Source organism: Glutamicibacter sp. FR1 (genome assembly GCF_047300825.1).
In the GTDB taxonomy this organism is placed as follows: Bacteria; Actinomycetota; Actinomycetes; order Actinomycetales; family Micrococcaceae; genus Glutamicibacter; species Glutamicibacter nicotianae.
In genome coordinates, this window is record NZ_CP178602.1 from 1169798 (window position 1) to 1194981 (window position 25184).

Annotated in this window: 41 protein-coding genes; 39 read left to right on the forward strand and 2 right to left on the reverse strand. The window is 55.1% G+C overall.

From position 1 onward, the window contains the following. Positions 1-18: 18 nt before the first annotated feature. The gene (locus ACLQ8T_RS05585; protein WP_413455952.1) at positions 19-1212 is read left to right on the forward strand and encodes a tyrosine-type recombinase/integrase; all 1194 of its coding nucleotides are present in this window, start codon (positions 19-21) and stop codon (positions 1210-1212) included. A gap of 48 nt (positions 1213-1260) precedes the next feature. Here ACLQ8T_RS05585 and ACLQ8T_RS05590 read toward each other — a convergent pair whose 3' ends face one another. Together ACLQ8T_RS05590 and ACLQ8T_RS05595 are read right to left on the reverse strand one after the other, a co-directional pair. Next, positions 1261-1683: an ImmA/IrrE family metallo-endopeptidase gene (locus ACLQ8T_RS05590; RefSeq protein WP_413455953.1), complete on the reverse strand. Its 423-nt coding sequence runs from the start codon at positions 1681-1683 to the stop codon at positions 1261-1263. Beyond that, the gene (locus ACLQ8T_RS05595; protein ID WP_413455954.1) at positions 1652-2086 is read right to left on the reverse strand and encodes a hypothetical protein; all 435 of its coding nucleotides are present in this window, start codon (positions 2084-2086) and stop codon (positions 1652-1654) included. The genes ACLQ8T_RS05590 and ACLQ8T_RS05595 overlap by 32 nt, the downstream gene beginning before the upstream one ends. Positions 2087-2274: 188 nt before the next feature. On the opposite strand from ACLQ8T_RS05595, the gene ACLQ8T_RS05600 reads away from it, so the two are divergent. The 38 genes from ACLQ8T_RS05600 to ACLQ8T_RS05785 all read left to right on the forward strand — a co-directional run bounded on the left by ACLQ8T_RS05600 (position 2275) and on the right by ACLQ8T_RS05785 (position 25181). Beyond that, positions 2275-2511: a hypothetical protein gene (locus ACLQ8T_RS05600; RefSeq protein WP_413455955.1), complete on the forward strand. Its 237-nt coding sequence runs from the start codon at positions 2275-2277 to the stop codon at positions 2509-2511. Beyond that, positions 2508-2741 (forward strand): HTH domain-containing protein, encoded by a 234-nt coding sequence (locus ACLQ8T_RS05605; protein WP_190264841.1) that lies wholly within the window; start codon positions 2508-2510, stop codon positions 2739-2741. The genes ACLQ8T_RS05600 and ACLQ8T_RS05605 overlap by 4 nt, the downstream gene beginning before the upstream one ends. 110 nt (positions 2742-2851) lie before the next feature. Continuing rightward, on the forward strand, positions 2852-3076 hold the full coding sequence (locus tag ACLQ8T_RS05610) for a hypothetical protein (RefSeq protein ID WP_413455956.1): 225 nt from the start codon (positions 2852-2854) through the stop codon (positions 3074-3076). Then, positions 3073-3234, forward strand: coding sequence for a hypothetical protein (locus tag ACLQ8T_RS05615; protein ID WP_413455957.1), 162 nt, complete (start codon positions 3073-3075; stop codon positions 3232-3234). Before ACLQ8T_RS05610 ends, ACLQ8T_RS05615 begins: the two co-directional genes overlap by 4 nt. Before the next feature lie 50 nt (positions 3235-3284). After that, positions 3285-3554 carry a hypothetical protein gene (locus tag ACLQ8T_RS05620; RefSeq protein WP_413455958.1) on the forward strand — a complete coding sequence of 90 codons (270 nt, stop codon included), beginning with the start codon at positions 3285-3287 and terminating at the stop codon, positions 3552-3554. Continuing rightward, positions 3547-3837 (forward strand): hypothetical protein, encoded by a 291-nt coding sequence (locus tag ACLQ8T_RS05625; RefSeq protein ID WP_413455959.1) that lies wholly within the window; start codon positions 3547-3549, stop codon positions 3835-3837. Before ACLQ8T_RS05620 ends, ACLQ8T_RS05625 begins: the two co-directional genes overlap by 8 nt. Before the next feature lie 359 nt (positions 3838-4196). Next, positions 4197-4514, forward strand: a complete 318-nt coding sequence (locus tag ACLQ8T_RS05630) for a hypothetical protein (protein ID WP_413455960.1) — start codon at positions 4197-4199, stop codon at positions 4512-4514. After that, positions 4507-4938: a hypothetical protein gene (locus tag ACLQ8T_RS05635; RefSeq protein WP_413455961.1), complete on the forward strand. Its 432-nt coding sequence runs from the start codon at positions 4507-4509 to the stop codon at positions 4936-4938. The genes ACLQ8T_RS05630 and ACLQ8T_RS05635 overlap by 8 nt, the downstream gene beginning before the upstream one ends. Positions 4939-5157: 219 nt before the next feature. Further along, the gene (locus ACLQ8T_RS05640; RefSeq protein ID WP_413455962.1) at positions 5158-5487 is read left to right on the forward strand and encodes a hypothetical protein; all 330 of its coding nucleotides are present in this window, start codon (positions 5158-5160) and stop codon (positions 5485-5487) included. Further along, a complete protein-coding gene (locus tag ACLQ8T_RS05645) occupies positions 5477-5806 on the forward strand; it encodes a hypothetical protein (RefSeq protein WP_413455963.1) in 330 nt (109 codons plus the stop codon). The genes ACLQ8T_RS05640 and ACLQ8T_RS05645 overlap by 11 nt, the downstream gene beginning before the upstream one ends. A 254-nt stretch (positions 5807-6060) precedes the next feature. Further along, positions 6061-6744: a lambda exonuclease family protein gene (locus ACLQ8T_RS05650; RefSeq protein WP_413455964.1), complete on the forward strand. Its 684-nt coding sequence runs from the start codon at positions 6061-6063 to the stop codon at positions 6742-6744. Further along, positions 6744-7340: a hypothetical protein gene (locus ACLQ8T_RS05655; RefSeq protein WP_413455965.1), complete on the forward strand. Its 597-nt coding sequence runs from the start codon at positions 6744-6746 to the stop codon at positions 7338-7340. The genes ACLQ8T_RS05650 and ACLQ8T_RS05655 overlap by 1 nt, the downstream gene beginning before the upstream one ends. After that, entirely contained in the window at positions 7341-7535 is a 195-nt protein-coding gene (locus ACLQ8T_RS05660) for a hypothetical protein (RefSeq protein WP_413455966.1), read from the forward strand. Further along, entirely contained in the window at positions 7536-8036 is a 501-nt protein-coding gene (locus tag ACLQ8T_RS05665; RefSeq protein WP_413455967.1) for a single-stranded DNA-binding protein, read from the forward strand. A 397-nt stretch (positions 8037-8433) separates the two neighbouring features. Next, positions 8434-8850 carry a hypothetical protein gene (locus ACLQ8T_RS05670; protein ID WP_413455968.1) on the forward strand — a complete coding sequence of 139 codons (417 nt, stop codon included), beginning with the start codon at positions 8434-8436 and terminating at the stop codon, positions 8848-8850. A gap of 199 nt (positions 8851-9049) precedes the next feature. Continuing rightward, positions 9050-9376 carry a nucleoside triphosphate pyrophosphohydrolase family protein gene (locus ACLQ8T_RS05675; protein ID WP_413455969.1) on the forward strand — a complete coding sequence of 109 codons (327 nt, stop codon included), beginning with the start codon at positions 9050-9052 and terminating at the stop codon, positions 9374-9376. Next, positions 9373-9819 (forward strand): dATP/dGTP diphosphohydrolase domain-containing protein, encoded by a 447-nt coding sequence (locus tag ACLQ8T_RS05680; RefSeq protein WP_413455970.1) that lies wholly within the window; start codon positions 9373-9375, stop codon positions 9817-9819. The genes ACLQ8T_RS05675 and ACLQ8T_RS05680 overlap by 4 nt, the downstream gene beginning before the upstream one ends. Positions 9820-10110: 291 nt before the next feature. Then, the gene (locus tag ACLQ8T_RS05685; protein ID WP_413455971.1) at positions 10111-10449 is read left to right on the forward strand and encodes a hypothetical protein; all 339 of its coding nucleotides are present in this window, start codon (positions 10111-10113) and stop codon (positions 10447-10449) included. After that, positions 10446-10814: a hypothetical protein gene (locus tag ACLQ8T_RS05690; RefSeq protein ID WP_413455972.1), complete on the forward strand. Its 369-nt coding sequence runs from the start codon at positions 10446-10448 to the stop codon at positions 10812-10814. Before ACLQ8T_RS05685 ends, ACLQ8T_RS05690 begins: the two co-directional genes overlap by 4 nt. Before the next feature lie 6 nt (positions 10815-10820). Beyond that, a complete protein-coding gene (locus ACLQ8T_RS05695) occupies positions 10821-11516 on the forward strand; it encodes a hypothetical protein (RefSeq protein WP_413455973.1) in 696 nt (231 codons plus the stop codon). A gap of 36 nt (positions 11517-11552) precedes the next feature. Further along, positions 11553-12812: a replicative DNA helicase gene (locus ACLQ8T_RS05700; RefSeq protein ID WP_413455974.1), complete on the forward strand. Its 1260-nt coding sequence runs from the start codon at positions 11553-11555 to the stop codon at positions 12810-12812. Positions 12813-12944: 132 nt separating this feature from the next. After that, entirely contained in the window at positions 12945-13319 is a 375-nt protein-coding gene (locus ACLQ8T_RS05705; protein WP_413455975.1) for a hypothetical protein, read from the forward strand. Positions 13320-13725: 406 nt separating this feature from the next. After that, complete coding sequence (locus tag ACLQ8T_RS05710; RefSeq protein WP_413455976.1) at positions 13726-14706, forward strand: hypothetical protein; 981 nt, start codon at positions 13726-13728, stop codon at positions 14704-14706. Positions 14707-14774: 68 nt separating this feature from the next. Further along, a complete protein-coding gene (locus ACLQ8T_RS05715; RefSeq protein ID WP_413455977.1) occupies positions 14775-15050 on the forward strand; it encodes a hypothetical protein in 276 nt (91 codons plus the stop codon). A 178-nt stretch (positions 15051-15228) separates the two neighbouring features. After that, positions 15229-15465 carry a hypothetical protein gene (locus tag ACLQ8T_RS05720; RefSeq protein ID WP_413455978.1) on the forward strand — a complete coding sequence of 79 codons (237 nt, stop codon included), beginning with the start codon at positions 15229-15231 and terminating at the stop codon, positions 15463-15465. Positions 15466-15861: 396 nt separating this feature from the next. Beyond that, a complete protein-coding gene (locus tag ACLQ8T_RS05725) occupies positions 15862-16179 on the forward strand; it encodes a hypothetical protein (RefSeq protein WP_413455979.1) in 318 nt (105 codons plus the stop codon). Beyond that, on the forward strand, positions 16176-16379 hold the full coding sequence (locus ACLQ8T_RS05730) for a hypothetical protein (protein ID WP_413455980.1): 204 nt from the start codon (positions 16176-16178) through the stop codon (positions 16377-16379). Before ACLQ8T_RS05725 ends, ACLQ8T_RS05730 begins: the two co-directional genes overlap by 4 nt. Further along, complete coding sequence (locus tag ACLQ8T_RS05735) at positions 16376-16570, forward strand: hypothetical protein (RefSeq protein WP_413455981.1); 195 nt, start codon at positions 16376-16378, stop codon at positions 16568-16570. Before ACLQ8T_RS05730 ends, ACLQ8T_RS05735 begins: the two co-directional genes overlap by 4 nt. A gap of 8 nt (positions 16571-16578) precedes the next feature. Further along, the gene (locus tag ACLQ8T_RS05740) at positions 16579-16758 is read left to right on the forward strand and encodes a hypothetical protein (protein WP_413455982.1); all 180 of its coding nucleotides are present in this window, start codon (positions 16579-16581) and stop codon (positions 16756-16758) included. Beyond that, on the forward strand, positions 16755-17330 hold the full coding sequence (locus ACLQ8T_RS05745) for a hypothetical protein (protein WP_413455983.1): 576 nt from the start codon (positions 16755-16757) through the stop codon (positions 17328-17330). Before ACLQ8T_RS05740 ends, ACLQ8T_RS05745 begins: the two co-directional genes overlap by 4 nt. A gap of 544 nt (positions 17331-17874) precedes the next feature. Further along, positions 17875-18240 carry a hypothetical protein gene (locus tag ACLQ8T_RS05750; RefSeq protein ID WP_413455984.1) on the forward strand — a complete coding sequence of 122 codons (366 nt, stop codon included), beginning with the start codon at positions 17875-17877 and terminating at the stop codon, positions 18238-18240. Between the two features lie 569 nt (positions 18241-18809). Further along, positions 18810-19877: a terminase gene (locus tag ACLQ8T_RS05755; RefSeq protein ID WP_413455985.1), complete on the forward strand. Its 1068-nt coding sequence runs from the start codon at positions 18810-18812 to the stop codon at positions 19875-19877. Beyond that, on the forward strand, positions 19837-20451 hold the full coding sequence (locus ACLQ8T_RS05760; protein ID WP_413455986.1) for a terminase: 615 nt from the start codon (positions 19837-19839) through the stop codon (positions 20449-20451). The genes ACLQ8T_RS05755 and ACLQ8T_RS05760 overlap by 41 nt, the downstream gene beginning before the upstream one ends. A 12-nt stretch (positions 20452-20463) precedes the next feature. Then, positions 20464-21837: a phage portal protein gene (locus ACLQ8T_RS05765; RefSeq protein WP_413455987.1), complete on the forward strand. Its 1374-nt coding sequence runs from the start codon at positions 20464-20466 to the stop codon at positions 21835-21837. After that, the gene (locus ACLQ8T_RS05770; RefSeq protein WP_413455988.1) at positions 21837-23162 is read left to right on the forward strand and encodes a hypothetical protein; all 1326 of its coding nucleotides are present in this window, start codon (positions 21837-21839) and stop codon (positions 23160-23162) included. Before ACLQ8T_RS05765 ends, ACLQ8T_RS05770 begins: the two co-directional genes overlap by 1 nt. 76 nt (positions 23163-23238) lie before the next feature. After that, on the forward strand, positions 23239-23805 hold the full coding sequence (locus ACLQ8T_RS05775; protein ID WP_413455989.1) for a hypothetical protein: 567 nt from the start codon (positions 23239-23241) through the stop codon (positions 23803-23805). Positions 23806-23823: 18 nt separating this feature from the next. Next, positions 23824-24789 carry a DUF5309 family protein gene (locus ACLQ8T_RS05780; protein ID WP_413455990.1) on the forward strand — a complete coding sequence of 322 codons (966 nt, stop codon included), beginning with the start codon at positions 23824-23826 and terminating at the stop codon, positions 24787-24789. A 2-nt stretch (positions 24790-24791) separates the two neighbouring features. After that, positions 24792-25181 carry a hypothetical protein gene (locus ACLQ8T_RS05785; RefSeq protein ID WP_413455991.1) on the forward strand — a complete coding sequence of 130 codons (390 nt, stop codon included), beginning with the start codon at positions 24792-24794 and terminating at the stop codon, positions 25179-25181. Positions 25182-25184: the final 3 nt, after the last annotated feature.

Below are 25184 nucleotides of genomic sequence, written 5' to 3' on the forward strand. Positions count from 1 at the left end.
TGGATTAAACTTTCCTATATGGCAAGCATCCAGACGCGCAAAAACAGCAAAGGCGTCATCACCTCATACCGCGTACGCTGGCGCGAAAAAGGTCAAAAAGGCGCGGATTCATACGAAACTTTCCACTCACTCAACGACGCGGAAAACTACAAACGATTCCTCGAATTGAACGGCCACGACTCCGCAAAGACGGATCGCGAAATTCTCCGCGCCGCCTCGCGTGCCCCCTCCATCGAGGAAATCGCAACACAACACCTCAAGCGCTTATCCGACATCGCCGTGCACACGATGCACACCTATGAGAGGATGATCGAAAACCACATCACACCCAAACTCGGCTCCATCCCATGCGACATGCTCTCAGAAGAAGACCTAGCAGACTGGGTAACATGGATGCGGGAAAAGAAGCTGTCACCAAAGACAATCAAGAACGTGCACGGGTTCCTGTACTCAATCATGAAGACAGCAATCTACAAAGGGCATAGGCCAGACAACCCGTGCGAGCACACACGCCTCCCAAAGAGTGATCACACCGAGGACAAGACCACGTTCCTCACCAAGGCAGAGTTCGCACTCATCCTGCGCCACCTCGACAAGCACTTCCACCCGTTCTTCCTATTCCTCATCGGCACCGGCTTGCGCTTCTCCGAAGCCACCGCACTGCAACCCGGCGACTTCTCCGACGAGCAAGGAACCTACACTGTGCGCGTCACCAAAGCATGGAAGCGCGACGATAAGAACGGGCGAACTATCGGCCCACCCAAGACCGAACGAGCACGGCGCACAGTACCGCTAAATGAGGATCTTGCCCGCACTGTCGCACCACTGGTGGCTAGCACGCCACCAGAAGCGTTCGTGTTCACCATGAAGCAAGGCGGGGAAGCGACAACCCAGGCAATGCACAACAAGGTGTGGAAGCCAGCCTTGAACGCTGCCAAGAACGCCGGGTTGAAGAAATCGCCACGCATCCACGACCTGCGCCACACATTCGCATCATGGATGCTAGCCGGCGACCCACCCATGACCATCTTTGAATTGTCGGTGCTCATGGGGCACGAGTCGGTGAACACGACAACTAAGGTGTATTCGCATCTCATGCCGGAGTCCTTGAAGAAGGGTGCCGGCGTGATGGGCAACGCCATGGCAGGCCTGTTCAACATTGAAACGCAGAAAGAACTCGACGCCAACACTCTAAAGCCTATCGAGCAGTAACAACAATGAGACCCCCACTGGATCTTCGGATCTGGTGGGGGTCTTTTTTTATGCCTGGAACTCGGCGATTTGGTTCATCATTTCAACGACTTGCTTGGCGTTGAGGGTTTTCACGAACGCTTCTACAACCCATGGCATGACGTTGAGTTGCGCGGCTATCTCACTAGTGGCAAGCGTGAACTGTGCTTGTTCGAGAAGCAGGTCAAAGGTGATCAGCTTCTTTGCTGCCCACTTGTCGGCCAGTTTCTCAGTCTTTGGGTGGTGCCCGTGGTGCCCGTAGCGTGCGTGCCCGAGTTCGTGCGCGAGGGTGGATCGGTATTGAGCCTGATTCAAACTCGGGGAGATGGTGATGAGGTTCCGGGGCTTATCATAAACACCCCACGTCCCCTTGGGTGTGGGGGCTTCCCTTACGCGCACGCCCAGGGATTGCACGACCGTATCAAGGTTCGTGGGGGCTTTCGTCTCGACCAATGTTCTGATCTTCTTCCTTTGCGGCTAGTCCATAATTTCTAGCATCCTCGACGGACATGTTGGAGTAATCAGGGTCTTCATCTACGAGTTGCAGTTTGCGGACGTTGCTTACATCCTCTCGTCCTGCTGCGCGGCGTAGCACTTCTTCGAGGAGTGCCGTTTCGGGAACTTCGGCGAGGCTGGATTCAGTGGCGGCTTGTGCGACTTCGAACGCTTCGATGATGCCGGCAGCTATGAGGCCTTCTACAGGGTTGATTCCGTAAGCGCGGCAGACGGCGATGACGACTTCCGCTGTTTCGATGTTGCGGTTGAACGTGCTTGGGGTGTGGCCGAGTTTGATTGCCATTTGGCGTTTGGTGTCGCCGGTTTTTGATTCGAGCCACTGTGAGATGTTCGTGTTCATAAAAATAATTATGTTGCACTTTTGCTACATTCGCAAGTCTATTGATGCATGTCAGCGCAATTGTGTGTTGCGTCATTCGAACATCGAGTGATTCAAATTCGAAATACAGTGTTGCAATTCTGTCCGCATGTGTGTCAGACTCGAAACATCGAAAAGCAAAAACGCAACAAACTTAAGGGGTGCAGCCAATGAGCCAGCGAATTCGAATCAAACCTGGACTTCTGGACCGACTTCGAACATTCTCCGGAATCACTTCAGACGACGCACAAGCACGAATGCTCGGAGTTGACCGCGCAACCATCAATCGTGTCAAGAACGGCGACCAGCCATCCGCAAAGTTCATGGCAGCCCTGTGCAGTTCCTACGGGCTCGGCCTAGGCGAAGCGTTCGAGATCTACGAGGTTGCAGAGGACATAGCAGCATGAACGCCGAGCCAGAGTTCATCACTCCGGCACAGTTGGCCGAGAAGCTGAACATCTCAAAAACCACAGTCCTCACCAAGATCCGCAACGGCGACTGGGAATGCACCAAACTCAGCGACCGGATCTACCGCTTCTCACCAGAGCAGGTAGAAATCATCAAAGCCGGCGACAACCGCCGACACCTGAAAAGCAACAAGACGCGACTACGCGCAGCACTCAAAGCCATCGGCTAAGAGAACACGCCCCAACAGTCTGGGCAAACAATCCGCAGTACACCGACCAGAGTTTCGCACACTGGCGCTGAAATCAGCGTCATTCGGTGTACCTAAAAACAGGAGCAGTCATGGCAATCACCGCAACCGGTTACCGCAACCGCCTACTAGAGGAAGCGCCGGCACTTGGAATTCAGGTGAGCAAGAAGCAGGCCGAGAAGATCGGTATCCGCATTGCCCGCCGCATTGAGTCGCAGATGGTTGAGCTGGACTTCTACGAGGCGTTGCGCATCATGGGCATCATCTCCGACCCCACCGCCCGCGACGCAGTACGGAACATGGAGGCGGCAGCATGACCGCTGTTGAGCCGCATGTGTATCGCTGGTTGGGTAAGCGTGTTTACCCTGCGCAAGCGTTCATGTTCTTGTCGGCGCAATATTTGAACATGACATATGACTCCGACCTGCCGGGGTTACCAGTATCCGGCGACCACACCACAACCCATAAAAAGTAAAACCCGCTAGAAGCGATCTAGCGGGTTTCGTCATTTCATGAGGAGGAAAAATGAATAACGACAGTGTAGCAATCATGTGGAAAGAACCACCGGCACCTAACGCAGACGTGAGTACCCGCCGATGGGATTTGATCGCCAGCCAGCTAAAGGCAAACCCTGGCAAATGGGCTTTGATCGGCAAGGAAAAAGGCTCTGGCTATGCCGCTTCACTGAAAAAGCGTGGGGAGTTCGAGATTAGGTACGTTACCAAGGGTCTCGGGTATAAGCGCAATCTCGGTGATCTATACGCTCGGTTCCCGGCTGGTGATTCGAATGAGTAAGCCTTTACCTATTCCGATGGTGCTTGATGATTACGACGAGTATCACGGTTATGCGTGCCAGGCGATGGATACGTTGATCGCCCGCAACGTCTCCTTCACTGCGGATGACTTGCGTGACATGACTCCTGCACCTTCTAACCCGAATTGGACTGGGAAAGTGTTTCAGGATTACGCCCGTCAGGGGTTGATTGTGAAGACGGGTTATGAGATGGCGCGGGCTAAAGCACGTCGTGGCGGCACGTTAGCACGCTGGGTTGGGGTGATGCGTCGTGCCACGGTTTAGCCCCGCCACCGTGTTCATTTGGTCGTGCACAATCCCATTCGCGGCCTTACTTTTTATCGTGATAGCAGACATGGAGTGGTGGTAATGAGCAACACTGATTCGCAACGTTTGGATGCGATGCGTAGGCAACGCGACGGATACCGGAACCAGCTACGCAAAACCGAACAACAGATACAGAGAGTGCGGGAGTTGCGCGAAGGTCAACTGTGTGGGCACTGCGCAGATGAAGTGCAAGACGCTCTGGACGGTGATACCCGCCGTTGCGCTGAATGTAACGGTACGGGCGATGTGCAGGTCAGGTTTGCGCATGGTGTTCAGACGCAGGATTGCGCGTCTTGCTTTGGGTCGGGTGAACTCGAATGAGTGAGAACGGACTACACAAGATCCCGGCAATGCGTGCCGCGTTAGAGGCGATCCAAGAACTGCACAAGCCGGTGGAAACGCAGGTCTTGACCGGCGATTGCGCGGTCGGGGAATGCGAGCACGAGGACGATTGCCCGACCGTCGATTTCGTGTACTGCGCTGCGTGCAACGAGATTGCCGAGCTGGCTAACGCGTACTACGCCGAGGAAGGGATGCAGATCGTATCCCACCCCTGCCCAACCCGCCGTCTCGCTGACCAAGGGTTAGGCGACAACCTAGCCCGCACCACCAAGAACGGAGAAAACAATGACTAGCAAGAATTTCAAGAGCACAGAAGGTGGATTCAGCATTGGGATTCACCCGGTAACGGACGGGGTTCAGTTCCGCATCACTAACATGCGCGGAAATTATCAGCAGTTCAACACCCCAGCCAGTGTCGCAGCCGAACAAGCCCTCGCAATCCTCGAAGCGGCGGTAGGCGAATCGTCTAGACAGTCGGCCTACAGTGAGCGGGCAATCGATAACCTGCGTTCCGAGGTGGATCGCATGAAACTTGAAGATGCCGAAGCCAAAGACAAGGCGAAGTTGGAAGCCGAAGCGCTGGAATTCCTGCACGTTGCGCAGAAGTACAACAACTTTACACTCACTGAGAGTTGGAATGACTTCCGTGACGGTGGAACGAAACTGCTTTACATGAACATGGCCCGCCGCGCACGAGAAATGAGGGCAGAGAAGTGATATGGGCATACCTTGCAGGACTCGCAACCATCCCCGCTGGCTGGATTCTGCTGGTTATCGTGTCTTGGCTGACTGAGCGGAATTTGGCCTACCAATGCACTAGGTGCGGTCGATGGTTCGGTGTCTTGCCCAGTGAAGGGAAGCCGACTCTCTCCCGCATAACGAAACTCAAATTCAAATGGCACCGCTGGACGGGCAAATGCAAGGAGCGAGAACTCAATGAATACTAACCAGCCCCCGCTAAACCCGGACGCGCTCGCAACGGCATCGGCAGCTGCTCGCATTGATTGGTCTGGGCACACTGATTGGGACGGTGCACCAAACTCTGTCCAAATCGCGTATCGAAAACTTGCCCGCGCCGTCGTGTCCGCTTACCTCACCGTCGCCCAGCCGGAAGTGAACAGCGTGGAAGGTAAGGCAGAAGCTTGGCAGGCAGGCTTCGAGTCTGGCTGGGCTGAAGCGAAAGACCCAGGCGCGTTCGTGAACGACGTTTTGGACGCAAAGACACCCAATCCCTACGCAGACGAGGAGCCAACTGATGGGCACTAATGAGAAGCACGACGCGACCTACCACGGCGGGGAATACACGCCGACGACTGCGCTCGTGCACAGCATCTATATGACCGCATGGAACTCCACTGTAGACCCCGTAGACCAGCAGGACGTACAGGATAAAGCGCGAGATGAATTCACGCGCTGGCTTGAAACCGTCCGCGCCGAGGCGAAACGAGAGGCGCTTGAAGATATGGCGAATGTCCTTGAAGGGCAGATACCTAGCACCTCCCATGAAAGTGGTCAGATCATCGCCGGTCGAAACATCATCCGAATAATCCGTGCCCGCGCTAATCAGTATAAGGAGACCCAGTGACTGCCCATAAGACTCGTTCGTTTGACCGCCCTAAATTGCCTGTATTCCAAGCGTCCTGCCCGTGTGGTTGGGTGGGCCGCGAGTGGTCATTTGAAGCACCAGTACGGGAAGAACAGGAAGCGCACGAATGCGACCATTAGGAAACGGTGGATACCAGAACAGTTGCGGACCCGGCTGCGGGTGCGACGACGATTTAGAAGACCTCGAAAACTCGGGGTCATTTTTTATGCCCGAATCAGCTCAGGAGGCCGACTGTGGCGATCAAGATCTATGACCAGCTAGAGCAGGGCACACCCGAATGGTTGGAAGCGCGTGCAGGACTCGTAACCGCCTCAACCGTCGGGCAACTCATAACCCCAGCTAAGAAGCAATTGAGCAAGTCTGAGACCGCTACAGGGCTCATGCACACACTCATTGCCGAACGCATCACCGGGCGAGTTGAACCAATCGCAACGAGCCGAGCAATGGAACGCGGAACACTGGACGAACCTTACGCCCGCGCCGTGTACGCCGAACATTACGCGCCGGTCACTGAAGTCGGATTCATCGTCAACGATGACCACGGCTTCAAGATGGGTTACTCACCGGATGGGCTTGTTGGTGAAGATGGGCTGATTGAGATCAAGAGTCGATCGCAGCGCATCCAGTTGCAGACCGTCCTACGCGATGAAGTACCTGCCGCGAACATGGCACAAATGCAGATGGGCATGCTCGTGACCGGGCGTAAATGGTGCGACTACATCAGCTACTCAGGAGGCATGGCACTCTACGTCAAACGCGTCTACCCAGACCCCAAATGGTTCGCAGTGATCCTCGAAGCAGTGAGCGCTTTCGAGAAACACGCGACCGAAACAATCAGCCAATACCTCGATGCGGTGGCGAACAGACCCGCCACCGAATACATCGAGCATTTCCCAGAAACGGAGTTCACGTTCTAATGGACATTTCAGCAGCTCTCGTAGCTAAGAGTGACCAGCTCAACGCCTCAGACCTGACCGGCGCGCCGGTCATCGCCCGAATCGTCAACGTCCGACCAGGCGACAACAGCAAACCGGTTTTCGTGGATCTTGAGGGCATGGATCATCGCCCTTGGAAACCATCGAAAGGCCAGTTGCGGGTTTTGTCGTACCGGTGGGGAACCGAGACTGACGCGTGGATTGGCCGGCTGGTGAAGCTGGTCAACAATCCTGATGTTATCTATGCGGGCGAAAAGGTTGGCGGTGTCGAAGTGGTGGCCATGTCGCATATTGATGCACCGTTCACTATCCCGGTTCGTATCAGTCAGAAGAAGGTCAAGCAACATCATGTTGATGTTCTTGCTGAGCCGGTAACTGAGCCGTGGGTGGCGCAGTGGCAAGCGATCACTAACGCGCTCACTGTGGCTGGTTATCAGGGTGACGGGCCAGCGATGTTGGGCTACGCAAACAGCATCCTTGGCGCTAACTGGGATCACCCGAACAAGATCAGCGCTGAGGACGCGCAAAAGATCCTCGCAACAGTACGAGAAGACAACAACGAAGAAGGAGCCAAGTAAATGGCGACGTATGAGGTGCCGATCATCTGCACCATTAGCACCACCAAGCGGATCGAAGCTGAATCAAAAGAGGAAGCCATCCAGAAGTTCTACGACGAAGGCGAAACTGACGTCATGTTCCTGGATCACCGATACCCAGACATGGGCGACTGGGAAGTAGATGAAGAATACGAAAACGACGAGGAGATCAAGTAAATGGCTGAAATTATTGCAACCGGCAACCTGGCCGATGACGCACAGTTGCGTTACACCACGAACGGTTCACCAGTGCTGAACTTCCGCATCGGTGATTCCAAGTCGAAGAAGAACGGCGACCAGTGGGAAACCATCGCGCAGAACTGGTTCAACGTGAGCGTTTGGGGGTCACTGGCTGAGTTCTACGCAGACAAGCTGACCAAGGGAACGCGGGTGAAGATCACTGGCGAGTTCTACCAGCGGGAGTACGACAAGAAGGACGGCACTGGTAAGGGTGTCTCGTTGGATGTGAACGCGTGGGGTGTGCATGTGATCCCGAAGCGTGACAACAACAACGGCGGCGGCTTCAGTAACCAGCAGGCTTCTCAGCAGCAGTCGGCACCATCGCAGTCGCAGAATCAGTCGTGGCAGTCGCCTGCGCCGGGGCATGATCCGTGGTCTTCGAACGCGAACGCTAACGGCGGGTGGGGCAACCCGCAGCAGTCAGAAGCACCGTTCTGATGGAACCCGATGATCAGAAGAAAACGCGCATCGAGGTCAAGTGGAACGCCGGGAGAACTGAATGGGGCAAACGAGGCCTAGATAACCTACTCGTCGGTGCCTCGTGGTCTCACTGGGGCGAGCGGTCCGAACGTAGAACCCACATTTACTTAGGTCTTTGGGTGCTGACGATCATCACCCCAACGAGCAGGCCGGGGAAGCGTCGTCGCGACCTCTTAGGCGAGTAGTTATCCACAACTAATCAACAAGCGCTAACCCAAACCGGGTGAGCGCATTTTTTATACCCAAAACAGGGCTGGCTTCACATCTTGGGGGTGAGAAGCCAGCCCACTTTTAGGAGCAAACATGCAAGTCAAAACCATGCCATGCAACGGCTGTAAACGCCCACTACGGCTTGGTGGAACAAAAAAAACATGAAGCACCCAACACCTTCAGGCACCGGAAAGACGGATACTGCGACACCTGCTACACGGAAAAACAACTAGCTGAAGAAGACGAAACATTGCCTCCACTCACGCCGGAAGAGCAAAAGGATGTCCAACGAAACAAGCAAGCCCTCCTCGAATACTTCGCATCCCGCAAACCATACCGTGAAGCGCTCGGACAAACAGACTTCCCCGACCCATTCAACGTGAAAGCCGGACCACGCAAAGGCGCATCAAAGACATGGCGGTCACGTGCCAAGAAGCCATGTGGCTCGGAGGGCGCATATCAGCGGCACATCAAGAAGAACGAGGACATTGACCCAGCATGTAGAGCAGCTCATGCCGTACACGCCCAAGAATACCGGGCAAGAAAGAAGCTCGCATCATGACCGAAACCTACGCTTGCTGCCGTAAATGCCGGGGACCAGCACCACACCACTTCTGCCAAAACCCCTACAAAGCTGTGCTCGAACCAGGATGCGACTGCCACCAGAAACAAGACGCAATCGCACGCAAAAAACGGGCGCGACTCTACAAAGACACCACCGCCGAATACGCAATCAGCCGAGCCATGAAAGGAACCCAAAAATGAACCTCAACCAGTACCAAAACGAAGCCATGCGCACCGCGATCTTCCCCATTGACCAGGGCATCGAATACACGACCCTAGGCCTAGTATCCGAAGCCGGTGAAGTCGCTGGGAAGGTAAAGAAGATCATCCGCGACCACGACGGGAACTTCAGTACAGAACAGAAAGCCGCTATCGCCGATGAGGTTGGCGACTGCCTTTGGTATGTCGCAGCACTCGCACGGGAACTTGGCTACCCGCTAGACCATGTTGCGCACATGAATTTGAACAAGCTGGAATCGCGTGCACGACGCGGCCAGCTCAAGGGAAACGGAGACAACCGATGAGCACCCATGATGACGAGATCCAGAACGATGTTCTTGGTGAACAACCCGACTTGGACTGCATCGAAAGCGGCGGGTTCGTATTCGCCAAAGTGCCAGACCAGCCAATCAGCTTCAACCGCGAAAAACCGTCTGTCTCATCGACCGGCGGAGCGAAGAACGTAAAGCCTGAGAAGTTCTCACTCATCCCCACCCAAGCACTCGCAAAAGTCGCCGAACACTACGGAGTCGGCGCTGAGAAATACGCTGCTCACCAGTGGCGTCAAGGCTACGAATGGTCGAAGTCCTACGACGCGCTACAACGCCACGCCAACGCATTCTGGGCAGGCGAAGACAACGACCCCGAAACCAAGACCCCGCACATGGCAGCCGTAGCCTTCCACGCCCTCACCCTACTCACATTCATGGACGAACACCCCAACCACGACGACCGATACAAGGAGTAATCATGACCATCCAAGAAACCCTGACGGCGCACACACAGAGTTTCGACTGGTATCCCTGCAAATGCGGTTGGAAACCAACGTGGGACGGACGAGGCGCAGGGGAAGACCAACACCGCGCTCATGTTGCCGAGGTGCTGGAAAAGAATGCACAGGAACGGGAAGCAGAAGCGGTTCGGGAAACGTCCAGCTACCTTCAACGCATCTTCCCTCGGAAGGGTCTAGTGGACCGCGCCGACATACTCGCAGACATCGAAATAGCAGCAGACCGGATTGGGCGTGGACTACACGCCAATGGACGAGATAAGAGGCCAGCCAATGGGCGCTGATGAGAAGCACGCTGCCACCTACCACGGCGGGAAATACACGCCGACCAAGTACATGCCGACAACCGACGACCTTCGCGACCTGTGGGTGGACTCAAAACTAGACCACCTGCCTAGACATTTGGGGATTCCCCTGGTTCCAACCGTGCAGGCCGAGTTCGACCGTTGGCTTGAAACCGTCCGTGCCGAAGCGAAAGCAGAAGCGTGGGATGCGTGCTCTGAAGCTTGGGAACAAGCGCACAGCCTAGACAACATCGAGCCGTGGGGATACCTGCCAGACAACCCTTACAAGGAGAACCAGTCATGAGTATTCAACCCGTAACGCCGCGTGACCTGTCATTCAAAGACCGGGTCACCTACATCGACAACCTGTTCCAGGACTACTACCGGGAACACGGCACCGACGACTGCAAGCCAGAGTTTCTCATCATGCAAGGACGGATCTGGCGGCTCGCCGGCCAACGCCCATCAGACACGTCCTGCATGAACATCCTCGGACTCATCAACTGGCGGGCACAAACCCACACCCGGTCACTTTGGGACGACGAAACCCAAGACGACTACATGCCCGAAGACGACGGCTACAAGGAAGTCCTACAGGACCACCTGGACAGCCAAGAACAAACCATCACCGGACACATCCAACAACTCATATACAGGGAAAGGAAGTAACCACAAGTGGCTAAGGATCGTCGCCTATACGCGAAGTTCGACATCAACATGGACGAACACGCGAAGGTCATCATGCTGTCAGATGAGGCGTTTCGAGCACTGTTTGAATCGACGTTTTACGCACGCCGGCAACTCACTGATGGGTTCTTGGACGAACGTATAGTCCTTCGCAAGTGGGGTGAAAAGGTAGCCAATGAGCTTTCTTCCAACGATCCTGCCAAGCCTTCGTGGGTGAAAGTTGATGGGGGGTGGCAGATTCACGACTTTGGCGAACATCAGACAACAACCGCGGATATTCAAGCGAAAAGGGAGGCTGGGCGACTTGGAGGTCTAGCAAAAGCTAGCAAAGTGCTAGCAGGTGCTACAGCAGATGCTAAGCACCTGCCTAGCAACACCCTAGCTAAGACAGAGACAGAGACAGAGACAGAGACAAATTCTTCTTTCCCGACTCCCGAAAGCCCAACCCTTTTCGGAGAGGAAAAGAAGCCAAGAAAGAAACCCTCAACCAAAATCCCAGACGACTGGAAACCAACCGAAGAACACGCGAAACGAGCACGCCAAAAAAACCTCGACGTGAACCAACTCGCAGAACACTTCAAACTCCACGCCGAAACCCACGACCGCCGAGCAGCCAACTGGAACTCAGCATTCACAATGTGGATCACCAAAGCACAACCCAAACAAGCAACCGCCTGGGGATAACCCCCAAGCGGTTTTCTTATACCCAAAGGAGGCCACGTGTCCGACCTTGACCACGCCGAACTATCTATCATCGGATCACTGCTGTTATCCCAAGGCCGAGTGCTCGACGAACTTGAGTTCGACCCAGCCGACTACACCCAACCCGTATACGAGAAAATCCACCGTGCAGCAATGACCATGAAAACTGCTGGGCAACCCGTGGACATGGTGACACTCGCAGGGCACCTCAAGAGCATCGGTGAACATGTTGACCCGGCACTGTTGCCGAAAGCAATGGAAACCACGCCGACCGTGGCGAACGTTGGACACTACGCAAACATCGTTACCCAAGCCGCTATTGCCCGACGGCTCATGGTTGCTGGGCAGAAGATCCACCAGCTCGCACAAACGAACGGTGGTTCCCCGGAGGTTGTCGAAGAAGCACGCAAAACCCTTGATGATGCTTCAGCGAAGGAAACCAGTGCGCCAGTCACGTTCCTTGCAGAGACGTTGGAAGAAACCATCGACCTGCTCGAATCCGATGTGCGGGCGATCCTCACGCCGTGGCCTCAGATGAACCATCTCATCACCGGGCTTCAACCCGGAGCCGTGTACGTCGTCGGTGCCCGCCCAGCAGTCGGCAAGTCAGTGGTAGCGGTCCAGCTCGCACAAGCCATGCTCCACCACGGGTCAGTAGCGTTCATCAGCCTAGAGATGAGCCGTAACGACCTGAACCTCAGGATCATGGCTAACGAGCTGAAGATCCCGATGAACAAGTTCATGGAAAGGAGCTTGGACGATGCGGACTGGAAGAAAATTGCTACCTGGACGCACGCACAAACCACGCGCCCACTCGCAGTGCTCGACCGCCCATCATCCAGCATCACCGAAATCAAACGGTTCATCAGATCCACGCACCGGCGAAAACCACTAGCCGGCATCGTCGTGGACTACCTACAGCTCATGTCGCAACCAAACGGCGACCGGCGACCACGCCACGAGTTCGTATCCGACATGTCACGCGAACTCAAGATCCTAGCGATGGAATACAACGTGCCCGTGATTGTCCTGTCCCAGCTCAACCGCAACAGCACGAACCGCACCGATGCTCTACCGCAGATGTCAGACCTACGCGAGTCCGGGTCCATTGAACAGGACGCAGACGTTGTCATGCTGTTGCACCGCGAACCCTACGGAAAAGCCAGCGTGGACATGAAGATCGCTATCGCCAAGAACCGGCGAGGCAGGACCGGAGCAATCGAGCTGGTCTTCCAGGGCCACTTCTCGAATGCCCACGACCCGGAGGTAACCAAATGAGAGAAAAGCTAGACGAACCGATGCACATCAGTGAAGTGATGGCCGAGTACCTGCAAGAACTCGAAACCACCTGCCGAAACTACCAAGCCACTCTCAACGAGGGTGGCTCTCTTTATGCCCAAGGAGGCGGACATGGCGCGTAGTCGTGCATCAGCGAAAGCAGCGGGTTCGAAGTTTGAACGGGACATCGCGGACCACTTGGCGAAGACGGTTGATGATCGGATTGATCGGCGAGTGAAAACCGGGGCGAAAGATCGTGGCGATATTGGTGGGGTTCGTGTCCACGGACAACGGCTGGTCTTGGAGTGCAAGAACACCACGCGGATCAACCTTGGCACATGGATCACCGAAGCACACACCGAAGCCGGCAACGACGACGCGCTAACCGGTGTCATCGTGCACAAACGCCACGGCAAAGGACAGCCCGGTGATCAGTGGGTGACTATGACCGTGAACGACCTCATCGCACTCATCACCGGCCAGCCACAAGACGGCAGATACGAATAACCCCCGCTGATTAACCTCAGGATTAATTCTGAGAGCCTAACAGCCCGCAAGGCTAGCCGTGGACGTTCACGCTCACGAACGCCCCGCAAATTAACGCACAGCGCCCCAATCACCGGGCGCTTTTCTCATACCCAAAGGAAACCTAATGCCACAGTGCAAATACGGTGACGAAGTAACACGCGCCACAGCATCAGCCCGTACCACCCGACGACACAATGCCAAACAATGCGCCTGCTACCGGGAACACACGACAGATAACGCAAAAAACGCGACAACCACACCAACCGGCGAATCCGAAACCCACAACCCCGACGGCTCATCCAACTACACCCGATTCTCAGAACAACCTTGGGGGCATGAAGACTACTGCAACTTCATCCGCTCCCGTGGACAAGACCCAGATAAGGTGACCTTCTCCTGGGGCTGGACAAGCAACGCAACCGGCTCAGGGTTCTGGAACAAGCTCAACAACGTTCGCCCTATCCCAGAGGCTACTGCTGAAAAGGATCTGACCGTAGCGGATCTGCCAGCCCTCTACGCAGCCGCCGAATCATCAACACCACGCCCAGCAACAAGCACAGCGAAACGCGCAACCGTCATCATCTATTCGGACCCCCAGATCGGTAAGGTAGGCCGACGCGGTGGCACCCCAGAGCTCATCGAACGCTCTACCATCATCCGTCGAAAGCTAGACCAGCACCTAGCAACCAAGCACCTGCAACGCATCCTCCTAGCCGACGCAGGCGACGGCTTCGAAGGCTTCGAATCAGGAGGCAACCCGATGTTCACCAACGACCTGTCACTAGCGCAGCAGATGGACACCTACGGCACCGAGCTATTCAAGTTCATCAACATCGCTCACAAGCACGCACCAGTTGACGTTGCGGCGGTTCCCTCGAACCACACCGCGTGGAGGAACGGTAAGCAGAACCTAGGCCGGCCCGGTGACGACCTCGGACTGCTCATGCACAAGCAAGTGCAATACCGAACTGAAGACCGTGCCATGGACGTTACCTGGAACCGCCCGTCAGAGTATGACGAATCGGTCGCCGTGGATCTGCTTGGAACACGCATCGGACTCGTTCACGGTAACCAGTTCAACGCAGGGCAAGCGGTCACTTGGTGGGAGAAGCAAACGTTCGGTGCGCAAGCTGCCGCAACCGCTGACATTCTCGTGCACGGTCACTACCACTCGTTCAGTGCGAACGTGGCCGGCAGGAACCCTAAGACTGACCGTCAACGCTGGTGCCTCGGTGCACCAACACTCGACAACGGGTCTGACTGGTTCCGCACTGTTGCAGGTCGTGACAGTGACCCCGGCCTACTCGTATTCGACGTGACCGACGAAGGTTTCGACCTAGGATCACTCACCATCATCTCCGCCTAAACCCAACACCACCCCAACCCCAAGCGCCCGATGAGGCGCATTTTTTATGCAACGAAAGGCAAGACATCATGGCCGACCAGTTATCGAAGATTGAACGCCTGCAAATCCAAGTCGCAGGACTCGAAACCACCCTTGCACGCCGCAACGAAGTCATCGCACGGCTTGAAGAACGCATCAAAAACGGTGAAGGCGTAAACGGCAAACAGGAATACCAACGAGGCTACAAAGCCGGCTGGAAAGACTGCGCTGGTGGGCTCATGGAGTTCACACGCAAAGCAAACCAAGCCCTCGAACAAGTCAACAAGGTGGCATTCCGCACTTGGCTGGAAGGAGACAAGCTGTGATCTTCACTTCTCGCACGTACCGGCACGCTATCCGACGGTCAATCCAAATGGAACGCATCAAGATCAGCTGGGTTACATAGACCGCCGGCCAACCCACACACGACATATGCCGGCAAGCACTACACCAACAAATCAACCACACCCGCCGACTCCAAGCCCGCAAACGAAAGGAACGGAAATGAGCACCCCGAACTATTGCAGAGGATACCTGCGAATCCGTGGAAACACCGTCCACATCGGTGTAATCAGGCTCAATGACAAGCAAACACTCTGGGAAGACAACACCGGAGTTAAAGCTTGGGCAATGATGCTCGAAACCGTTCGCGACGAAGTTAGAGCCCACGAACGAATGTTCCGAAACGGGCAAACGCTCAAAACCTGGGCGCAACTAGTAGAAGAAGCTGGACCGCGATGAGCTACTACACGATTCAAGAGTCACCACTCGGCACGTTCGCGCTCCTACTCGGCACGCAGTTGATTATCCAATCCAGTGATCGCGAAGACTGCGAACGAGTTATGACCGCGCTTGAAAACAGCACCCACGCGCAACGAGTCCTACGCGCAGTCCACTACGACGCAAACAGCAGCGAAATACGAGACGGGATCGACGTGCGATGAAACCAGCAACCGTCTTCTGGATCGCATGGCACCCACTTTGCATCGCAATCAACATCTGGGCGTGGACGCGAACACACGAACAACTCAGCCTATGGTGCATCGCCGTTCTACTGCTCACCTTCACCTACTGGATCAACGAAGGGCGCAAGGAACACAAGCGAAACCTTGTAAACGAAAACACAAAGGACAAACCATGAACATCGACCCAAACACCGGGCTTCCCGAACTCCCAGAAGGGTTATTTTGGAGCGTCCGATACAGCTCCACAATGCGCTGGTACGAACTGCAACTGCGCAAAAAGATGGCAATTGGCTCGCGGAAACTCGGCTATTGGGCAATGTGGGCAAGCGAGTTCAACGAAAAGCGAATCCTCGAATGGTCAAAGTACGCAATGCGCCAACCAGAAACAACCGACCACCTGAAACGCGCACAAGGGCTTGACCCTAAACGCCCATGGGAACACAAGCTACTAGGCGACTATCCACCAAAGGCACTAGGAGGAACCAAGTGAACATCACCGCCAAAGAACTCTCAGGCCGGCACATCGGCAAGCACATAAGCGTTGTCATTCCCGGCTTCAATGGTGAACCCGTAACCGGCGAAATCTGGCACGTCTACCAAATGTACGAGCACACCGAAATCATCATCCCCGGAGCCGGAACAGCACGAGTACCCCACAACACCCCAATCACCATCCAGGAGGGGCAGTGAGCGAAGAAGTCATCCTTGGACTACTCATCGGCGCAGTCATCGGCGTATGGATCTACACCATCACGTTGGCGATCTACCTAATCGCAACAAGCAACTGGTTCGCCAACACATGGGTAGGGCGAGCGACGAACGAAGCATGGCAACTCATAGTCGAAGCCATCCAAACAATCCTGCCACCATACAAACGATAGGAGGGGCAGTGAAGCCACTAACCGCAGCGATTCTTGTCGCACTGTGGATGACCATCTGCCTAAGCGCATACATCTCACTCGGTGCAACAGTGCTCAATAACCCGTATTGGTGGGGATTCGGCGGACTATTCATGATCTGCCTGATCGTCTTCCCGATCATGACCTACAGCTTCACGGAGGAAAAATGAGCCTGCGTTCACTCGCACAGGAACTCACCGAACCACACATGAAAATGATCGGAGGCAGAATTGGCAAAGTACCTGGCCTCCTGTCTGAACTACGGGAAGCAATCAGCGGATCAAGCGACACCGGAGGATCAGGCAGCACTAGTAAACAACGCGTACTCGTGAACGCCGGAGCACTAGACCTACTCAACGAGATCACCGAAACGGTACGCACTGGATACGCTGACCGATACGGGCAAGGCGCACCGACACTTGACACCTGCATCGACGCGATCGGAAAGTCTGAGCACCCCGCAGACTGGGAATCATGGTTCACCGAAAAACTCAACTGGGCTAAGTCCGAGATTGAAACAATGCTCAGGCCTAAGAAAATGCGACGGCTAGACGGTATTGAATGCCCCTCGTGCACCCAAAAAGTATTCGGTGCAGAACGAGAAACCTGCCTCTACCTAGACTGCTGGATAGACGACGACACCGCCAAACACATCACCGAATGGGAGGTGGAATGTAGGGGATGCGGCACACACTGGGCAGGCGTAAAAGAAATGAAATGGCTCATTGTTGCACTGTCCTGATTGTGTGTTAAACTTTTATCAACTCAGGAAAGCTGTAACGTTTTCCAGTTACCAGACCTACACAATGTGCAGGTCTTTTTTTATGCCCAGAAACAGGGCATCGTGGCGGCAGTCGGGAGAACCGCCCAGAAACAACCCGACACCTAAAGCCCAGACCTTCTGTGGAAGCGTGGGCGAAAAACTGAATAGCTATCAGGAACACGAGCCTGATAGAGCGCTACTAGGGGAACCGCCTTCGACCGCTCACGACGGGGTAGCGCACGACGGGTTAACACTCCAATGAGTGAAGGCGCCCAAGACGGTTGCGAGTAAGCCACGCTTAGTCTTCAACAACCCGAGGACAGTCCTGCCCGACACAACACACAAAGCCCAAAGGTGGGGCCAGCGTGAGTGCTGGCTGACGACACTCACAACGCCGCCCGCGCAGAGCACCGGACAACCTGCGCGGGTAGCACAAAGAGGTGGTGAACGATGGCAAGAGCTAAACGCATCTGCCCTAAGCCTGGATGCCCACAACCCGCAACCAAACGCTACTGCACCGAACATGAACGCGAATACGAACGCGCACGAGGCAACAGCACCCAACGCGGATACGACTCCAAACATCAAACACTACGTAAGCAATGGCGTGAACGTATTGATCGAGGCGGAATCAACTGCGCAACATGCGGACTACCAATCCACCCGCAAGCACCGTTCGACCTCGGGCACACCGACGACCGCACCGCATACAAAGGCGCAGAACACGTACACTGCAACCGCTCAGACGGCGGACGCAGAGGGCGAGCCAACCAACGCTGAGCCTGTGGAAAAACCTGTGGACAACCCCCACCCGGGGGCACCTAAGACGTGGTCAGACCAGACCGCCGGTGAGGTGGCTGAAATAAAAAAAGGGTTCAAACATTCCTGACTAGGCCATTTTGGAGGTGGTTGTTTTGTCTCGTGGTGGTGCTAGAAACCGCTCTGGACCGCAGCCGGATCCGTTGTCTGGTCGGTCTGATTCTCGTGGTATCAAGTTGGACGCTTTGCCTAATGAGGGTCGTAATGGTGAGCCTCCTTTGGCGTGGCCTTTGGGTTCGCCGGCTGTTTACATCGACGTGATTGTGAATGGTAAGCCATCCCGTGAGTTGGATGAGGTTGCGACTGAGGAACGTCGTCAAGCGGAGTTGTCTCTGTGGGATGAGGTTTGGTCTTATCCGCAGGCTTGCGCTTGGGAGTTGGACCGTTGGCGTTGGAACATCGTGGCACTGTATGTCCGCACGTTCCTGGTGTGTGCGGGCCCTGAAGCTAAGGCGGCTGATAAGGCTTCGTTGCATCGTTTTGGTGATCAGTTGGGTCTTACGCCGGCTGGTTTGAAGGAGAACGGTTGGGCGATTGCGCGCAGTGAGGTTGATATGAGGCGTGCTGAGAAGCCTAGCTTGTCAGTTATTGACGAAACGGAGCAGGAGCGCCCTCAGCGTCGTTTGAGGGGGTGATCTTGTGTCTGATTTCAAGGTTGATTTTCCGACCTTGGGCGATGTTGTTGATGCTTGGATTGCTCAGCATTGCAAGGTTCCGAATGGTTTTGATCGTGGTGCTTCGTTTGTTGAGTCTGACTGGCAGTTCTGGTGTACGGCGAATCATTACCGTGTGAAGGATACTGCTGTTTGGGATCCTGTGAAGCCGTTGCGTGCTCAGGCGTTCCATTACCGCCGTTCTCAGATTGTTGCACCTCAGAAGACTGGCAAGGGGCCTTGGTCGGCTTCGATTGTTGCGGCTGAGGCTGTTGGTCCTACGTTCTTTGGTGGTTGGGCTGAGAAGGGCGACGTTTACCGTTGCGAGGATTTTGGTTGTCCTTGTGGCTGGTATTGGGAATATGAGCCTGGAGAACCGATGGGGATCCGCCAGCCGTCGCCGTTGATTCAGATGCTCGCCACTTCTGAAGATCAAGTAGATAACGTCTATGGGCCGTTGAAAGCAATGATCCTTTTGGGCCCGCTTGGTTCGTTGATGAAAGTCCGTGAGGGGTTCATCCGCATCCTTGGTGGCGAGGGTGGCGAGGATTTCGACAAGATCGAGGCTGTTTCTTCGTCGGCTGCTTCTCGCCTTGGTAACCCGATTAGTTTTGCTTTGCAGGATGAGACGGGTACTTATACGAAGACGAACAAGTTGATCAAGGTTGCTCAGACTCAGCGTCGTGGTCTTGCTGGTATGGGTGGTCGTTCGATTGAGACGACGAATGCTTGGGATCCTGCTGAGGCTTCGTTGGCGCAGCAGACTTTTGAGTCTCAGGCGCCGGATATTTTCAAGTTTTATCGTCAGCCGCCGGCGGATTTGTCGTATCGGAATAAGCGTGAGCGTCGTCGGATTCATGCTCATGTTTATGATGGGTCACCTTGGGTGAATCTGGATGACATTGAAGCGGAAGCCGTGGAGCTTTTGGAGACGGATCCGGCGCAGGCTGAGCGGTTCTTTGGGAATCGTTTGGTGTCTGGTTCTGGTGCTTGGTTGAAGGATGGTCTGTGGGATGCAGCTTACGCAGGTAACTTGGTTGCCGAGTCCGCCTGATGGCACACAGATCACGCTTGGGCTCGATGGTTCGGAGAATGACGACTGGACCGCGATCCGGGGCGAAACCATTGACGGGCATCAGTTCACGCCGCGTTATGGACCTGATAAGCGTCCTGCCGTGTGGAATCCTGCCGAGTGGGGTGGAGAGATCCCGCGTGGTGAGGTTGACGCTTGCGTTGATGAGCTGATGACCCGGTTCAAGGTGAAGCGCATGTATTGCGACCCTCACGGTTGGTATACGGAGATCGGTAATTGGTCGGTCACGTATGGCGATGACGTGGTTTTTGAGTGGAACTGTTCACGGATTTCTCGCATGTTCGAGGAGATTGTGCGGTTCCAAACTGATTTGCGTGAGAAGCGCATGACTCATGATGGTTGCCCGTATGCGGCGATGGCGTTTGCGAATGCCAGGAAGATCGCTAAGCCGGGTCAGAAGTACATTCTTGGGAAGCCTACGCAGCATCAGAAGATTGATGTGGCGATGTCTTCCATTCTTGCTCATACCGCTGCGGCGGACGCTCACACTGCTGGTTGGGGCGAAGTCTCTGATTCTCGTATGTTTTGTTTTTAGTTAGGGGTGCTTGTGGCGCAGATTTCGACGCTTACGGGCGATATTCAGGCACTCTTGGTTCGGCTTGAGTCGAAGTTGAACCAACTTGCTAGCAATGATGTTTTGCATGACCGTTACTACGAGGGTACTCGTCGGTTGGAGCAGATTGGATTGGCTGTTCCCCCTGAGCTTGAGTTCTTGGAGGTTTCGGCTAACTGGTGTCGTGTTGCTGTTGATTCTGTGGCTGACCGGTTGAAGATGAAGGGCTTTTATCTTCCTGGTGAGAGTCAGGCTTCAGCGTCTTTGCGTGATGGCTGGGATGCTAACAATCTGGATTCTGAGTCGTTGTTGTTGCATCAGGAGACGATGATTTATGGTCGTGGCTATGTTTCGGTGTCTACGAATGAGGAAGATTCTGAGTTCCCGCTGATTCAGGTTGAGTCGCCTACTGAGATTTCGGTTGAGGTTGATCGTCGTCATCGTCGGATTGTGGCGGCGGCTCGTTTTTATGATCGTGCTGAGCTTGGCGGTTTGCCTCGTGCGGCGACGTTGTATTTGCCGGATCAAACGTTGTGGCTTGAGCGTTCTTCTGGTGGTGGCTGGTCTGTTGTTGATCGTGATGATCATCGTCTTGGGCGTGTGCCGTTGGTGATGTTCTTGAATCGTCGCCGTGCTGGTCGTTGGACTGGTGTGTCTGAGATGTCGGATGTTGCCCAGTTGGTTGATTCGTCGGCTCGTGCGTTGACTGATTTGCAGTTGGCTGTTGAGACGCATTCTGTACCGCAGAAGTATGTTCTTGGTATGTCCAAGGAAGATTTCGTGGGTAAGGATGGTCAGCCTATTCCTGCGTGGGAGGCGTATTTCACTGCGATCTGGGCGAATCAGAAGGAGACTGCGAAGGTTGGTCAGTTCACCGCGTCTGATTTGAAGAATTTCCATGACACGATCAAGTTGTATGGCAATTTGGCGTCGTCTGTTTCTGGTTTGCCGTCGCGTTATTTTGGTGATTCTACGGTGAACCCGTCGTCGTTTGAGGCGATCATGGCTGAGGAAGTCCGTTTGATCTTGAATACGGAGAAGAAGCAGACCGCGTTCGGTGATGGTTGGGGCTGGGTTTCTGGTCTGTACGAGCGGTTCCGCACTGGTGAATGGGTCAACGGTTCCCGAATCAAAACTGAATGGTTTAATGCTGCGACTCCTACGCTGGCTCAGGCTGCCGATTCGGCGACGAAGCTGTACGCGAATGGGCAGGGCGCTATTTCTCGCGAGTCTGTCTTTGATGCTTTGGGCTGGTCTGAGGCTGAGAAGATCCGCGAGTGGGATCGTTTGGAGCGTGAGGCTGGTTTGCAGATTGCTCAGCTTGAGAAGGATGTAAACCAGTTCGGGCTTGAGCCTGTGGAGGTCTGATGCTTGAGTCTGCGGTTGCTCAGTATAAAGCTAGTCAGCGGTTGCAGACTCGGACTGTTTTGCAGGCGCGTAGGGCGTGGGCGCAGGTTCAAGCCGGATTGATTTCGGAGTCTTGGGAGATTATTCTTCGGAACTCTGGGTTGGTCGCTACGGTGTCGGCGGCTCAGTTCGCTAATGCGTCGTCGGGCGCGTCTTATTCGGCTGGCGTGCTGGCTGATCAGGGTGAGTATGTTGCACCTGAGGCGTTTGTGAATCCTGCTGGTTTCGCCGGCGTTTCTGCGGATGGTCGCTCGCTTGAGGGTTTACTGTATTCGACTGCGCCGTATGTGAAGAATTTGATCAAGTCGGGTCATTCTCCGGTGTCGGCGTTGGCTTCGGGTCGCGGTCATTTGGACATGCTGGTGAAAACTGCGGTTGCTGATGCTGGGCGTGGTGCTGCGAGTGTTGATATTGCGACGCGCCCCGGTACTGGTTATATCCGTGCGTTGAATCCGCCGTCGTGTTCTCGATGTTCTGTGTTGGCTGGCAAGTTTTATCGTTGGAATGCTGGTTTTCGTCGGCATCCTGGTTGTGATTGTGTGCATCAGGCGGCGACTGATAAGGCGTTGCGGGCTGGCAAGCTTGAGGGTCTTATTCATGATCCTTATGAGTATTTCAATAGCTTGTCTGAGGCTGAGCAGAACCGCGTGTATACCAATGCTGGCGCTCAGGCTATCCGTGATGGTGCTGACCTGTTCCAGGTAGTGAATTCGCGCCGTGGCATGACCTATGCAGGCGTTTCCAAAGATGGCACAGTACGCGGTCAGTTGGTCAAAAGCTCGTTTACCAGTGAGGGTACAACTCGGCGCGGCAACTTTGGTAAGTCGCGCCGCCTGACACCTGAAGCGATCTACCGTCTGAATGGTGATAACCGTAAGGCGGCTCTCGCGGATCTTGAGAAGTACGGTTACGTTCTGCCGGGTGGGCAGAACCCTCTCGGGTCGATTCGTGGTCAGCGTGAGGGTTTCGGTGCGCTTGGGCGTGGCGGTGAGCGTAAGGCGGCTTCTGATGCTGTCCGGTTGGCTCGTGAGACTGGTGTCCGTGACGGTTCCCGGTACACGATGACCGAGGCAGAGAGGCGTTTGTTCGACGCTAAACGGCGCTGGGAGCTGGTGCAGCAGGGCATCAACCCGTACGCGTCGCCGGGTTTCGGGAATACGCCTGACCCGTTCGGGCGGGGGCTCAACAATATTGGTGGCGGCGATCAGCCGTTGACACCGAAGATCGCCGCGCAGGTCGAAAAGGACTACCGGCGCTGGCTGTATTCCAACGGCCAAATTTTCTAACTAGTTTTCCTCGCACATGAGATGTGATGCGGGGCTTTGCCGTGAGATGCGGCCAAACAAATGAAGGGGTGCAATCGTGCCAGAAGAAGTTACTAAGCCGGTGACTGAGGTCAAGCCTGCCGAGACGGTAGAGCCAGCTTCGGAAGCCCAGAAGCCTACCGAGGATCTTGGTGGTTTCAAGTCTCAGGAATCGAAGGATGCTGTTCTTGCGGATCTTGCTAAGGCTCGCGAGGAACTAAAGAGGTTCCAAGAAGCTGAGGCTGAGCGCGAGAAGGCCAAGCTGTCGGATATTGAGCGTGCGCAGGCTGAGGTTCAGGAGCGCGATAAGCGTCTTGCTGAGCTTGAGGCCAGTAACGCCCGCTTGACTGCGCTGGCGAAGTATCCGGTGCCTGAGGAATATCAGGATCTGATTTCTGGAACTGACGCTGAAAGCTATGAGGCTTCGGCTAAGCGCGTGTCCGAGCTGGTGGCTCGCACGAATACACCTGGCACCCCTAAGCCTGACCTGTCGGGCGGTGCAAAGAACGAATCTACCGGGACGGTAGTCGAGCAGATCGCCGCCGCTGAAAAGGCTGGCGACAAGAGCCGGGTTGCTGCGTTGAAGGCGCAACAGCTTGGCGAATTGGCAAGCAAACTCAAATAAACGAAAGGGTCATGAATCATGGCTGGAATTACCGGGCTGGGGACTACTTACAACCTGCCTAACTACGTGGGTGAGCTGTTCAACGCTTCCCCTGAAGATACCCCACTGCTTTCTGCTATCGGCGGCCTGACTGGCGGCGAATCCGTTGGTTCGACTGTGTTCGAGTGGCAGGGTTACGATCTGCGCGACGCGGCTGATGATCGTCAGCGCCTTGAAGGTGCCGACGCTGGCACTGGCGAAGAGCGCGTGCGCTACAACGCGTCGAACGTCCTTGAGATCCATCAGGAAGCTGTTGCTGTTTCCTACACCAAGCAGGGCGCTACTAAGATGCGCTCCACTGCTTCGATGCCGAATGTGACCGTCGGCAACACGGTTCTCCCAGCCGACGAGCTGGCGTGGCAGTTGGAACAGCAGTTCAAGCAGATCGCCCGTGATGTTGAAAAGACTTTCATCACTGGCACCTACCAGAACCCAACAACTAACGCGACCCCCCGCAAGACTCGCGGTTTGCTGGAAGCGATCACCACTAACGTGGTTCAGTCTGAGGATGTCCTGACTGAGGATGCTGTTCTTGACCTCATGCAGGCTGTCTGGGATAACGGCGGCATTCAGGAGGCTGAGACCCGCACCCTGCTTGTCGGTTCTACCCTGAAGCGTCAGCTGTCGAAGATCTTCGTTACTGACAAGAACTACCGCGAAGAAACTCGCAACGTCGGTGGCGTGAACGTTCAGACCATTGAAACCGACTTCGGTCGGGTGAACATCATGCTTGACCGCTACGTGCCAGCAACTAGCCTGATTGTTGCTTCGCTTGAGGATCTGCGCCCAGCATTCCTTGAGATCCCGGGCAAGGGCCACTTCTTCGCTGAGCCTCTGGCTAAGACCGGTTCTGCTGACAAGGTTCAGATCTACGGTGAGATCGGCTTGCAGTACGGCAACGAGAAGAAGCACGGCAAGATCGAGATCGTGAACCTAGTTCCTTAGCCATGATCGAAGCTAAGTCTGAGAAGTACGCAGGCTTGCTGGTTCGTTTCGCTGATGGCGACGCTGTTCACTTTGTGGATGGCGTCGCGTCGGTGACTAGCGAGCAGGCCGAAAAGTTGAACCGTTTGCCGGATTCGTCTGGTGTGGCGGTTGAGGGCTTCATTTCTGGTGAAGATGATTCCGATGTGGCCGTTGGGGGAACCCCCGATGATACCCAGAATGATGTCGCCGAGCCTGAGCCCGAGCCTGAGAGTGACGACGCTGAACTGGTCGAGCCTAAGGGCAACGCTTCACTTGAGGATTGGGTTGCGTACGCGATCCAGTCCGGCGTTGGCGAAGATGACCTCAAGGGTCTCAAGCGCGAGGAAGTCAAGGCACTTCTCGAAGGTTAGGAG